Annotated in this window: 9 protein-coding genes; 1 reads left to right on the plus strand and 8 read right to left on the minus strand. The window is 59.4% G+C overall.

The window, feature by feature from the left end; translation table 11 throughout:
- Positions 1-24: 24 nt before the first annotated feature.
- The 7 genes from tssH to QRN50_RS00285 all read right to left on the minus strand — a co-directional run bounded on the left by tssH (position 25) and on the right by QRN50_RS00285 (position 8870).
- The gene (gene tssH / locus QRN50_RS00255; RefSeq protein WP_096127170.1) at positions 25-2628 is read right to left on the minus strand and encodes a type VI secretion system ATPase TssH; all 2604 of its coding nucleotides are present in this window, start codon (positions 2626-2628) and stop codon (positions 25-27) included.
- Complete coding sequence (gene tssG / locus QRN50_RS00260; RefSeq protein WP_003318236.1) at positions 2625-3695, minus strand: type VI secretion system baseplate subunit TssG; 1071 nt, start codon at positions 3693-3695, stop codon at positions 2625-2627. The genes tssH and tssG overlap by 4 nt, the downstream gene beginning before the upstream one ends.
- Positions 3659-5491: a type VI secretion system baseplate subunit TssF gene (gene tssF / locus QRN50_RS00265; RefSeq protein WP_003343627.1), complete on the minus strand. Its 1833-nt coding sequence runs from the start codon at positions 5489-5491 to the stop codon at positions 3659-3661. Before tssF ends, tssG begins: the two co-directional genes overlap by 37 nt.
- Positions 5491-5973, minus strand: a complete 483-nt coding sequence (tssE, locus tag QRN50_RS00270) for a type VI secretion system baseplate subunit TssE (RefSeq protein ID WP_003318239.1) — start codon at positions 5971-5973, stop codon at positions 5491-5493. Before tssE ends, tssF begins: the two co-directional genes overlap by 1 nt.
- Positions 5974-6000: 27 nt before the next feature.
- Entirely contained in the window at positions 6001-7503 is a 1503-nt protein-coding gene (gene tssC / locus QRN50_RS00275; RefSeq protein WP_003343625.1) for a type VI secretion system contractile sheath large subunit, read from the minus strand.
- A gap of 14 nt (positions 7504-7517) precedes the next feature.
- Positions 7518-8051, minus strand: a complete 534-nt coding sequence (tssB, locus tag QRN50_RS00280) for a type VI secretion system contractile sheath small subunit (RefSeq protein WP_003318241.1) — start codon at positions 8049-8051, stop codon at positions 7518-7520.
- A 69-nt stretch (positions 8052-8120) separates the two neighbouring features.
- Entirely contained in the window at positions 8121-8870 is a 750-nt protein-coding gene (locus QRN50_RS00285; RefSeq protein ID WP_003401916.1) for a hypothetical protein, read from the minus strand.
- Between the two features lie 699 nt (positions 8871-9569).
- Between QRN50_RS00285 and QRN50_RS00290 the strand changes: the two genes are divergently transcribed.
- Complete coding sequence (locus QRN50_RS00290) at positions 9570-11741, plus strand: M48 family metallopeptidase (protein ID WP_096127171.1); 2172 nt, start codon at positions 9570-9572, stop codon at positions 11739-11741.
- A 630-nt stretch (positions 11742-12371) separates the two neighbouring features.
- Here QRN50_RS00290 and QRN50_RS00295 read toward each other — a convergent pair.
- Positions 12372-13205: a hypothetical protein gene (locus QRN50_RS00295; protein WP_096127172.1), complete on the minus strand. Its 834-nt coding sequence runs from the start codon at positions 13203-13205 to the stop codon at positions 12372-12374.
- Between the last annotated feature and the right edge of the window lie 56 nt (positions 13206-13261).

A 13261-nucleotide genomic window follows, 5' to 3' on the forward strand; every position in this document is an offset into this window, starting at 1 on the left:
ACGTCTTACCTATGGGGTGATCGATCAGGTCAGGGTGTAAGCGAAGTCGCCATCGCTGCCCAGGTCGATGGTCAGGCTCTGAATCGGCTTGTCCTGCGCCATCCGCTCCAGCACCCGCTGCGCGAGCTCCGGCATGAGGGTCTTGGACAGGATGTTGTCGATATTGCGCGCGCCGCTGTCGACTTCCGTGCAGCGCGACGCGATAGCCTTGATCAGCGCTTCGTCGTAACGCAGCACCGCCTGATGATTGCGCTCGAAACGCTTGCGGATGCGCTCCAGCTTCAGGCCGACGATGCGTTCCAGAATCGCGTCCTGCACCGGGTAATACGGCACGATGGTCAGGCGCCCCAGGAAGGCCGGTTTGAACACCTGATTCAGCTCGTCGCGCAGGCCTTCCACGATGTCATCGGGGGTCGGCTTCTGCTCGGTGTTCAGGCACCACTGCATGATGCGATCAGTACCGGTGTTGGAGGTGAGGATGATCACGGTATTGCGGAAGTTGATCTCGCGACCTTCGCCATCGTCCAACACGCCTTTGTCGAAGACCTGGAAAAACAGCTCGAGCACATCCGGGTGGGCTTTCTCCACCTCGTCGAGTAGCACCACGCTGTAAGGCTTGCGGCGTACGGCTTCGGTGAGCACGCCACCTTCGCCGTAACCGACGTAGCCAGGCGGTGAGCCTTTCAGGCTGGAGACGGTGTGAGCTTCCTGGTATTCGGACATGTTGATGGTGATGACGTTACGTTCGCCGCCATACAGCGTGTCAGCCAGGGCCAGTGCCGTTTCGGTCTTGCCGACGCCGCTCGGGCCCAGCAGCAGGAACACGCCGATCGGCTTGTTCGGGTCTTCCATGCGGGCACGGGAAATCTTGATGCGCTTGCCGATTTCTTCGAGTGCATGGTCCTGACCCAGTACGCGTTCGCCCAGCAGCGCGGGCAGGCTCTGCACGGTGTCGATTTCGTCGCGCAGCATCTTGCCCAGCGGAATGCCGGTCCAGCCGGAAATCACTTCGCCAATCGTGCCGCCATCGACCAGTGCGTGGACCAGCGGTTGCTCGCCCTGCACGCTGGCCAGTTCGGCGCGTACGGCGGCAATCTGCCCGGCTTCAGGCTCGCCGCTTTGCGGAACGCTGAGTGCGCCAAGCTTCTCGACCAGCTCCAGCTCGCGCTTCCACTGTTGCTCCAGCGACTCGCGGGTCTCCTGTTCGGCCTGCAGCTCTTCGTGCAGGGCCGTCAGACGCCGAGCGTGGTCGCTGCCCTTGGCGGTTTCCTGCTCCAGTACGGTGATTTCCGCGTTCAGGTTGTCGATGTGACGCTTGCAGTCTTCCAGCGCTCCCGGCTGTGCCGACTGGCCCAAGGCAACGCGTGCGCAAGCGGTGTCGAGTACGCTGACTGCCTTGTCCGGCAACTGGCGGCCGGTGATGTAGCGGTTGGACAGGCGCACGGCCTGCACCAGCGCTTCATCCATCACCGTGACCTTGTGGTGTTCCTGCATCTTCGCCAGCAACCCGCGAAGCATGTGGATGGCCTTGTCTTCGTCAGGCTCTTCGACTTTCACCACCTGGAAGCGTCGAGCCAGTGCGGCATCCTTCTCGAAATACTTTTTGTACTCGGCCCAGGTTGTGGCGGCGATGGTGCGCAGCTCACCGCGTGCCAAGGCAGGCTTGAGCAGGTTGGCGGCATCGTTCTGCCCGGCTTGCCCGCCCGAACCGATCAGCGTGTGGGCTTCATCGATAAACAGAATGATCGGGTGCAGGCTGCGTTTGGTTTCTTCGATGACCGACTTGAGGCGGTTTTCGAACTCGCCCTTGACCCCGGCACCGGCCTGCAACAGGCCCAGATCCAGCGTGTGAATGGCAACGCCCTTGAGCACCGACGGCACGTCGCCCTGCACAATGCGCAGCGCCAGGCCTTCCACCACGGCTGTTTTACCGACGCCGGCTTCACCGGTCAGGATCGGGTTGTTCTGGCGGCGGCGGGTCAGGATGTCGACCATCTGCCGCACTTCGAATTCGCGTCCCAGCACCGGGTCAATGCGACCATCGCGAGCGCTCTGGGTCAGGTTGACGGTGTACTGGTCCAGGGCTGGCGTCTTGCCGTTGCCTTTGGTGGTGGCGCCCGTGCTGGCGTCGGCGTTCGCCAGTGGCTTGCTCAGCTTGGTCTCGGGGCTGCCCTCGACCAGCGCGCTCATGTTCAGGCGCAGGTCGTCAGCGTTGATCTTCTCCAGCTCCGGCGCCGAGCCGATGACCACGCGACGCAGTGCATCGTCATCCAGCAAGGCCTGCACAAGATGGCCGGTACGGATCTGTGACTGACCGAACTCGATCGATGCCAGCACCCAGGCCTGCTCGATCATGCGCGTGATGTGCGGCGAGAGCGCAGGTGTCCGCGTGTTGCCTTTCTTGAACGTCCCCAGCGCAGTGACCAACTGTGCCTGCAGGCGATCAGGCACCACATCGTAGTGGCGCAGGATCACCGGCAGATCGTTGTCGTTGTTATCGAGCAGTTGCAGCAGCAAGTGCTCGACTTCAACGTCGTAATGGTTCTCCGACAGGCACAGCGCAGCAGCGCTTTCAGTGGCAGTGCGGCTCGTTTCGTTCAGCTTGGCGAACAGGGACTTCAGGTTCACAGGGAGACCCCATCAAAAGGAATATGGAAAACGGCGCAACGGGAAGGCTCCACGTCGACACCGGGGCGTTTGAGCCAGCCAAGCCAGCCCAGCGATACATTGCCTTGGCGACCCAGGCGGGCCACGGGTACAGCTTCGCGCTTGAGCTTCGGCGCAATCTGGAAGTCCAGTTCGGCACCGATGTAAAAACGCACCAGTTCAACAAGCTTCTGGTAATCCTCGGTGCCCGGCTGAAAGCGCTGGTATTCAGCCAGTTCCAGAGGGCCCATTTCGATACGTACACACGACTGATAATCCCAGACGCGATTGCCGGCCACGGCGCTTTGCCCCAGCACTGCGTTCTTGCGGCCCAGCTGCGTGCACTGGCTGCTGTCGAGCTTCAGCCAGCGTCCGGCGAACTGCTGGATCTTGAACGGCAGCGAGAAGTAAAAACTCAGCATGACCTCAAGGTTCAGGGCGTTGCGCGGCTTCTGCGCGAACATCCCCGAGAAGTAGCTGAACAGTTCGCGGCGCAGGGGAGACTCGCCCTTGTCGAACTTCTGCTTCAGGCCTTCTGGACCGAAACCCACCAGGTTGAGCAAATAACGGTCGAAGTTCGAAGTGCCGTTGCGCTCGTACTCGATGTAAAACTTGTACTTCTGCCACGCCTCGTAAAACAGCGTGGTCATGCGATGCGAAAAAATATCCAGAAACGCATGTGCAGCGTCGTCTCGATACTGAATATGTCGGTCGATCAATAGCTCGGTGTACGGGCGCGGCAGCACACCCGAAGGACCGACCAGGCCCATGAACGTGACCTGCACTTCGGACAGCGGCAAACCTGCCGCCGAGAGCTTGCCTTCGCGTTCGAACTGCAGGTCGCTGACTTCACTGGCCGGGAAGTTCAGCGACAGCTGCGAACGAAAGCGCAGAGGGTCTTCGTGCGGCCTGGTTTCCAGGTCCATACGCCCGTTCCTGCTGTAGTGCAGGCGAAGCAAACGCACCAACTGGAAAAATTCGAATCGGTGCGGCTCAGCCCTTGCCTGGTCGATCAGACCAGGGGTTGATCGCCTGTTCGCGGGGGCCATTGGACCACTCTCTTTTCGCGCTGCAAGGTGCGAAGGGTTAATTGGGTAAAGCTGTTCATCGAGCAGTACTGACCAAAGAAGTGATCAAGCACCATGCCGAACAGGAACACGCCACTGCCGGTGTACTGGCTTTCATCGAACTTCAGCGTGATGCCGACGCCGCGCACGAAGTTCGGCCGCGGATGGCCGATGCGTGCCACGACCGGCTCGCTGCTCACCGAAACGATCCCGTTGATCTGTTTGCGGATCGCCGACACGTTGCGGTAGTTGTAAAGCGACAGCAGTTCCAGCAGCACCTCGCGTCCCTTGGAAACCAGCGACATGTGGTTGAGTGACAGGTGCGAAATAAGCCGCCAGATCACGCCGTTGCCCAGCGGCACGCGCACCGTCGCCGTAGGCTTGCGCAGGCAGCGGATGTCCTTGATCACTGAGTTCGACGGAATGTTGAAATCGCCGCGCTCGCCGCCAAAAGGCAGCATCAATGGCAGGTCGCGATTGCTGCACGTCAGACGGATACTGAGCGTGTCATTGTTGGAATCGATCAGCTCCAGATCCCGATCCACGACCCGGATGAACATGTTTGAGCCGTCACTTTGCCGGCTCTGCGTCGGCCGGCGCCGGGCGATCCAGAAACTCTGTCCCGGGCCTTGATCGCCGCGTGGTTCGAAGAACGGATGGCAGGTGCCGACCTGGTCGTTGCCATTGATCTTCTTGACCCGGCGCACGCGATCGATCGAGACCACTTCGGCGGAGCTTTGCAGGCGCACATCCGGCGTGACAGCGTATTCATGCTGGACGTGGGTCAGCTTGATCGGCTCGGCCTGCTGGCGGAACAGGTTGATGATCGGCGTGCAGTTGAGCTTGAAATTGTTGCGGCTGACGTTCTGCGTCAGGCGCGCCAGACGGTCCGTCAGGTCGTAGTCGGAAAAGTAGAAATTGATCTCCACTTTGCCGATCTCTTTGCCCGCCAGAATGCGCGCAAAGCCCGACAGGTCGAAGAACATGAACTTGTCCGGGAAGGTGAAGTACTCGTGCAGCAACCGATAACCGAGAAACGAACGCTCCGAGTAATCCACCAGCCCTTCATCCAGACCGTAACCGACAGACTTCAAGGCGCCGGCGGGCAGCACCACTTCGCGAGTGCGGCCTTCGTCTTCGAAGGACAGCGTGGCCTTGGCCAGGTTGTTGAACAGCAGCTCATACAGTTGATGCATGAGCGTGCTTTCGCCATCGAGGAAAAAGCGCAGGCTGTCCATTTCCATCTTGCCGAACAGCACGTCGGAGGTGGCCGTCAGACCAATGCGCAGACGTGCAATCAGGTCTGCGCTGTGGCCGTTGAACGCCGAGCGTTCCATTTCGATGAACGACGCGCTCTGCACGGCAATCGGCCATAGCTCGACCGGGTAGCACGTCCGGAACTTGCACACGATGCCGTCCACCGGATTGGCGTGCAGTTCGGTGTGTCGCGCCACACGATAGGACTCGGTGACCTTTTCCTGCTTGCCCATGTTGAACTCGACGATGGACATCGACGGGGTAGGGCGCAAGTAATGCGGGTACAGCACCTCGAGGAACGACTCGACGATTTCCGGAAACTCATCATCGAGCTTCTTGTGCACGCGAGCCGAGAGGAACGAGAACGCCTCGATCAGGCGCTCGGTGTGCGGGTCCTCGCAGTTGTCGCCCTCAATCAGCAGTCGCGAAGCGATCTTCGGATATTGAGCGGCAAATTCCTGGCCCAGAAAGCGCAGGTGCGAGAGTTCCTTCTCGTAATAGGGCAGCAGATCGTCGAGCATCAGTTGAGGTTCTGCACTTTGTATTCCTGAGTGTTGACCTGCAGCACGGCGTCAAAGGAAACCTGACGCGAAATGTCCTGCAGACGCAGTACTGCGTCCACACGAAAAGTCAGCATGCGTTGGCCGGTCTGTTGTGCAAGCAACTGGACTTTCACGCTGCGAAAGCGTCGGTCGCCCACCGAGATGGCCTTTTCCAGCTGGCGCTGGATCAAAAGCCGGTCCTGTGGGTCGAGCACGCTTCTACTGGTGAAGTCGGGCATACCGTAGTCGAGGATGGTGCCGCTCAGATTGGCGAAACCTTCCAGCTCGCCAGCGACCAGAGACTGGCGAGTGTTCACCAGAATCTCCAGGTCACGCACGATGCTGGCCTTGTAATCGGCCAGCGAGCTCAACCGTTGCGATGACGATTCCACGGACTGATGCGGACGATCGTCGAGCAATCGATCCAGCAATGAAGGCAACAGCTTGTGTTGACTACTCATGTTGCCTCCCTGGCTAAGTGACGGACGTTAGCCGCGTGTCGATTGCGGCAATTCGGCGACCAGACGCAGCGATGCCGTCAGTTCATCCAGTTGGTAATGCGGACGCAGGTAAGTCACGGCCTTGTAGACGCCAGGCTTGCCAGGGACTTCGAACACTTCGGCACGCGCCTCGCGCAGCGGGAACTTGGCCTTGGCTTCCTGGCTGGCGGTGTCATCCAGCAACACGTAGCTGGACAGCCACTTGTTGAGGAACAGCTCGACATCCTTACGCGATGCAAAACTGCCGATCTTGTCGCGCATGATCGCTTTCATGTAGTGAGCGATACGCGAGGTCGCGAAGATGTATTGCAGCTGCGCCGACAGACGCGCGTTGGCGTTGGCAATGTCGGTGTTGTACTGCTTCTGCTTCTGGGTCGACTGGGTGCCGAAGAACGCGGCATAGTCGGTGCCTTTGCAGTGCACCAGCGGAATGAAGCCGAGGTCCGAGAGCTCTTTTTCGCGACGGTCGGTGATGGCGATTTCAGTCGGGCATTTGAGCGCGATTTCACCGTCATCGGTCTTGAAGGTATGAGTCGGCAGGCCTTCGACCAGACCACCGCCTTCCACACCACGGATCGCCACGCACCAGCCGTAGCGGGAGAATGCGTCGGTCACACGAGTGCCCAGCGCGTAGGCAGCGTTCATCCACAGGTATTTGTTGTGGTCACGGCCATCGACGCTTTCGACGAAGTTGAATTCTTCGACAGGCGTGGTATCCGGGCCATACGGCAGGCGACCCAGCACGTGCGGCAGGGTCAGGCCGACATAGCGGGAGTCTTCGGAGGCGCGGAACGACTTCCACTTGGCGTATTCGACGGTGTCGAAGATCTTCGCCAGGTCGCGAGGGCCGGCCATGTCGGTGAACGAGTCCCAGCCGAACAGCTCAGCCGATGCAGCCGAAATGAACGGCGCGTGGGCGGCAGCTGCCACGTGGGAGATCTCTTCCAGCAGGTACATGTCTTCCGGGCTGCGGTTGAACTCGTAGTCACCCAGCAACATGCCGAACGGCGCACCACCGAAGGTGCCGTACTCTTCTTCGTAGATCTTCTTGAACAGTGCGCTCTGGTCGAATTCGGACGACGCCTTGAGGTCACGCACGAGGTCTTTTTTCGACGCGTTGAGCAGGTGAATCTTCAGCGTGGTGCTGGTCTCGGTCTGGTCAACCTGATACTTCAGGCCGCGCCAGGATGCTTCCAGTTGCTGGAACTCACGGGCGTGCATGATTTCGTTCATTTGCTCGGAGAGCATCGAATCGATCTCGGCGATGCGCGCGTCGAGCACGGCAATCAGGTCCTTGCTCGGCGTCATCTCGCCTTCAAGTACCTGGGCCACCAGTTCGCCGATCAGATCGCGGGTGCGGGTGCGCTCGGTTTCGGAGCGTGCAACGCGGCTTTCGGAAATGATGCTGTCGAGCAAGGAAGATTGCGGGGCGAAGTTTTCCACTTCAACCAGAGCGCTGTCCTGCTGAGTCACGGGTTGCTTATCGGTCATCGTCAGGCTCCTCCTTACTCTTTGCTGTCGGTGGCAGGAACGGCGGCTTCACGGCCAAATTCCTTGCCCAGGGTTTTCAGCTTTTCAGTGTTCTGCAACACGTCCATCAGCAGTTCTTCAAGCTTGTCGTTGCCACCCATCTTGTTACGCAGGTCAGCCAGCTTGTTGCGCACTTCCAGCAGCTTGCGCAGCGGCTCGACCTGACGCACGACGTTCTGCGGCTCGAAGTCTTCCAGCGCATTGAAGTTCAGCTCGACACCGAGTTGTGTGCCGTCTTTTGCCAGCGTGTTGTCGACGCGATACGCCAGGCGCGGCTTGATGCCCTTCAGGACGCCGTTGAAGTTGTCGCGGTCGATGAAGATGAACTTGCGATCCTTGAGCTTGGGCAGCGGCTCCAGCGGGTTGCCGGAGAAATCACCCAGAACGCCCACAACGAATGGCAGCTCTTTCTTTTCCTGAGCATCGCCGATGTCCACGTCGTAAGTGATATGGACCCGAGGCGCGCGAACGCGGTCAAGTTTGTGCTGGGTACTTTCCTTCTTCGCCATCGTCATCTCCTGTGCGAGCAACTCGCTGCAAGTCGTTTGCGTACCGGGCCTGTGGCAGGCCGGGCGCGATTAGAGTCCTTCAATCGTCAGCAAAAGACGCTGACGGATTTCATCGTTCATTTCCAGAATGTTTTCGTATCCGACCAATTCTTCGAAGCTGGTATTGCCTGCAATCTGCGTGCTGTTGCGAATCACCGATTCATCCGGCAGTTCGGAGCGAACCGGCGAGCTGATCACACAGAACGGCAGGTCGCCGAAGTCTTTCAAGCGCTCGAAACTGACCGGGAAGCGCAGCCCTTCGAACAGGCGGCTCATGCCCGGCGACTTGCTCAGGCAGTAGAACAGCACCAGATAATGCACTACATAGCGATACAGCTCGGCGCTGCTGCGATTCGGGTCTTTGATGACCTTGCGAAACTGCGCCAGATCGAACGAGTTGAAGCCCACCACCCAACGCACCGGACTGGTGATGCGAATGGTCTGCCCGCTTTGTGACAACACCATGTCGTATTCGAGCGGGAACAGCTCGGGTGTCGTGCTGATCAGGTTCAGGGGCACTTCCAGTTCATTGACCAGCTTGAACGGCTCTGCCGAAGCAATGCGGTCATAGAGCTCCTTGAGCTCCTTGAAATGGTGCTGAGTCTCGCGGCCGCTGCTGCGCTGCGCGCCCTGCAGGTATTCACCGAAGAATGTCTGCGGGCGTATCAACAGCGCGAGGGTCGACAGATAGTCGGACGCCTGCACCTTGAGCGCGTCGGAGATAGCGCGCGTCTGCTTGCGCAGCTTGATCAATGCTTCTATATCGAACGTCTGAGTCATCGGTACATCGTCCTTGAACCCTTCACGACCGTTTCCCGGATCAGGCCGGGGGACGGGGAAAAGTTGCGAATTGCTCGACTGCACACCTGCTCATGAAGTGGTTTTGCCATGTGTGTCACTGCGAGACACACCGCCACAATGAGGGAGGAGTTCGTGCTGGCATATAGATGTCGTCTAGCCAGCAGTGTGGTCTATGGCACTATTTTTAGTAGGAAAGTTCCTACAGACGGTAGATATTTTCTCGGTTTCGTTACAGTAAGCAATGATGCCTATGAGCCATCATTATTTTGGATTACACCCTCAATGTAGCTGTAGGTGTTGATTTTAAAGGGCTTTAGGGTGGTATTTGGATCCGATAAAGGGGGTAAATTAAGCTTAGAAAGATGAACTTATTTGCAGATTTACCGAGCTCTGAAGAGGGTAAATACACAGACTGGCCTTATTAGGCTGTTTTTTCTGGAAAGGGAATGATGGCACTGCGAGCGTTCAGGCGGACGGATCCAGGCGGGTCGACGCAGGTCAGGCGGGCAGCTTTGTTACATCAGTTTGCAAATCAGGGTATAACGCCGCCAGCGCCCTCACGCCTCTATTCGAGCAACGGCAGGGCGCATGCACGCAGACGCCAGAGGCGTTTTACCTGACGGACCTTGTGCGCGCTAAGGACAGCCGGCGGCGCCGCACCTCTATGAGCCTTGCCTCATGAAAATCTACAAGCTCATTGCTGTACTCATCCTGCTCCCTCTGGGCCTGAACCTCATCGGTGTCTGGCAGTTGCAGCGCAGTGTCGAAAACACTGAGCGCCTGACCGAGATCCAGGCTGACCTTGCGCATGCCCGTCCCTATTTCGAAAGGCTCGCCAGGTCGCCCGACGCTCTCACGCGAACGATGGAGATGGACGGAGAAAACATCACCCTCAAGGAGGCTCTGTCCCGTCTCCATGAGGCAGAACAGGGGCTCGACTTCGTAGTGGTGGTGGGTGATGTCACAACCTGGCTGGCACGCGCTGTCATCGCGCTGTGCCTGCTGGCGGCTCTGGTCGGAGGCATCGGGCTGGCAGGGCTTAACTGGGCCGGAGCGCGCGCACTGCATTCCCGCGAGCGATTGCTGAACACCTTCAGCAGGGTCAGGCGGATTCTGCCCTTCGTTCTGGTGGGACACATTATCGCCATGGGCACGGCCGTGTCGGCGATCCTCTGTTTCGAAGCCCTGGGCCTGTGGCATGTGGGGCGCATGTCCGCGGGCGAGCTCAAGTTGATCATCGTCGTGCTGATGCTGGTCGCTGCATGCCTGTATTCGATCTGGCGGATGGGCAAGCAGCTGGGCGTCATGCTGCATATGTTCGAGCCCACCGCGATGGAGGTTCTGGGGCAGCAGGTCACGCCTGAAGAGGCCCCGGTGCTCTGGGCCTATGTGCGCGATCTGGCCGAACGGCTCGGCGCGCTGTCCCCCGATCACATCGTGCTGGGCATGACCGAAGGCTTCTACGTCACCTCGAGCGACGTTTCCCTTCTGCCGTCCGACGCCGTGCTCAAGGGGCGCACTCTGCATGTGCCGATCCTGTACCTGGGGCTGATCGATGCCGCAGAAACCAGCGCAGTGATTGGTCATGAGCTGGCGCATTTTGCCGGTCAGGACACCGAGTACAGCCTGCGCTTTCTGCCGATCTACGACGGCATCGGTCGCAGCCTTGGGGTGATCGCGGAAAACATGATGGTCAGCGGGTGGCTGCAGCGCACCATTCTGCGTCCGGCATTCATGCTGGGCGTGTATTTCATGGAAAGCTTCGATCACGCGGTCAATCACTGGAGCCGCGTGCGCGAGCTGGCCGCCGATGCCGCGGGGGCGAGTCTTGCAGGCAACGCGTCGGCTGCCTCGGCGCTGGTGCGCATCTCGGCCATCGATCCGCTTTTGCAGGAGCGGATCTACACGCACATCACGCGGGCCACCAACCCAAGGCGTGGAGAGGTGTTCACCAAGGATCTGCCGAACAGCGTGCTGCACGAGCTGGCCGGCAAGGCATTCACGCTGCCTGACGAAGAAATGGCCGTCCAGCTGCCGCATCCCTCGGATACGCACCCTTCAAACGGCGAACGTATCGCCGCGCTGCAGGTTGCTGCCGACGAGGCGATCCGCAGCGGCACCCGGCCGGTGGTGGCGGCCCAGGCCCGCGCCGCGATGGACCATTACTTCAGCAATGCCCAGTCACTGCGCACGCGTCTTACCGAGGACTTCATCAAGCATCACGTGGCAAATGATGCTGAGGTGGTGACCGAACTGCGTGCCCGCGCGAAAACGGTAAGCGGTGATGTCGTTCTGCATGAGGGCGCTCGCCTGCGGGGGCTGTTGCTAACACTATTCCTCGCCCCTCTGCTGGGGCTGGGTATTTATCTGATAGCCGAAGCGCTGTCATTTCCCCAAGGGCTGACCGAAAAGCGCAACTCTATGCTGATAGCGGGCGGCATCTTGACGACGTTCATGCTGATGCTGCTGCCATTTGCGCTGCGCATGTGTCTGCGTGCCGACAAGACCGCTCTGCTGCTCACGCCCGAGCACTTTGTCTTCGCCAACCTGAAGTCCCCCGTCCCGATCCAGCACATCGCTGATTTTGAGCTGAATGTCGCCTACGGCACGTTTCTGACCCTGCATCTGCAAGACGATGCGCCCTTACCCGAGCGAGTCTCACGTTCGTTCTCTGCACCGAACGCAAAAGTGTTCAGGAAAAAACGCCGGGTACTCCTGGCGCTGGCGCGGTTCAGCCGGGACGGCAAAAAGCTCAAGCCAGACGAGCTTGGTGAGTTGATTGCGGATTACGTCAATGCGGGTACTGCGCGACACTTGCTGCAGCAGCGCTTTGAGCAGGGTAAGCGCTGAGCAGTTGGCTGTATGCGGGGCAGCGTAAAGCGCGCAGCTTTTCTGCAGACAACAAAAAACCCGCCGAAGCGGGTTTTTCCAAGACCATCCCGACTTCCTGTCGGACGCCTCCGAGGCGATGGTCGATCATCCTTGATCCGGGTGAACTCCTGTTCACCCCTTGATGGATCCAATACTACGGAGCGCGAGCCAGGTCGGAAATAGCCAAGTTCCCCCAGCGCGTGTAAGCCTTTCGCTATACCTCACGGGCTCAGCTTCGAACGGCCCTTTGAAGGGCGGGAAATCTGGCGCCAGGAAAAGTCTTGAGGCGATATGGCTGCTGACGGCAAAAATCGCAGGCAATAAAAAACCCGCCGAAGCGGGTTTGTACCAAGACCATTCCAACTCCCTGTCGGCTGCCTTCCCGGCGATGGTCGATCGTCCCTGATCCTGGCGAACTCCTTGTTCGCCAGTTGTTGGATCCAATCTTACGGCTCTGATGGCAGGTGCAAAATAGCCATTCGCTTCATTGCGTGTAAGCCTTTGGCTATACATGTGTCCGTTTTTACGGATTCTCAGGTGCTCGGCCATGCACCGGGACAGTCGAAAACACCGGCGAGACCACCGTGCCAGAGGGTTTCAGGCTCGTTTTCAGGGAGAGAAATTCGTGGTCACTTCACAATAGCGCTGTTGGGCGTTTTTACTGTCCTCGTCGCGGTTTCTCGCCGCACGTTTGGTCCACTCACGGCACTCTTCTCTGAAATTGACCGCTGCCGCCTTGCGACACTCGCGCCGTTCGAATGAACGAATGGCGAAGTTTTCGCAGACGCTGTCGCCATCGATCGTGTTGCCGTAAATCCGCCACTGCGCGCGGTAGCGATTTCTGCCGTCCGCTTCGCGGATGGAGGCCGTCGCTACGCTGTAAGGCCTGGAAGAACGCGTGGAATTGCGTGAAGCATTGGCCTTGAAATCGGCCATGTAGTCGGCAGACACCATGCCTGTTGCCGGTTCTGCCTGAGCGGGGCGTGGAGCCTGGCCGAATCGACAGTTCGCCACCGCCTCATCGATGACGTTGCCGTTTTTCATGCAGTCATCCAAGGGCTGCACAGGGGCAGGCGGCGCCACAGTGGCCGCGATCGGTACAAGCTTTGCGGTTTTTCGAATGTGCGTGGGCGTGGGCGTGGGCGCGGGATCGGCGGCGGCTACGGGTTGCGCCTCGGCCTCGACTGTCCGGGTTTCGGGTATGGACTGCACAACAGGCGGTACTGCCAGCGCTTTGGGGCCTCTCGCATGTGAGGTGATCAGTCCGGCCACGCAGGCTGCAGCAATAAGGCACGCCAGCCACAGGCCATAAGGGCGTGAGCGGCGAGGCGCATCGACGCGCTTGCGGCGTGGATGCGAGCCCAGCACCACATCGACCTGACCCGGCACGAGGCGCTGAATGCGGATGATCCCGTCGTCCTCGGGTTGCTGTAGGGAATCCATTCCTGCTCCTGATCAAGCGATGTTTGGCGGTGATATTACAATGATATCGGTCGCTG

Origin of the sequence: Pseudomonas sp. MEJ108 (assembly GCF_030208985.1) — a bacterium.
In the GTDB taxonomy this organism is placed as follows: Bacteria; Pseudomonadota; Gammaproteobacteria; order Pseudomonadales; family Pseudomonadaceae; genus Aquipseudomonas; species Aquipseudomonas fragariae.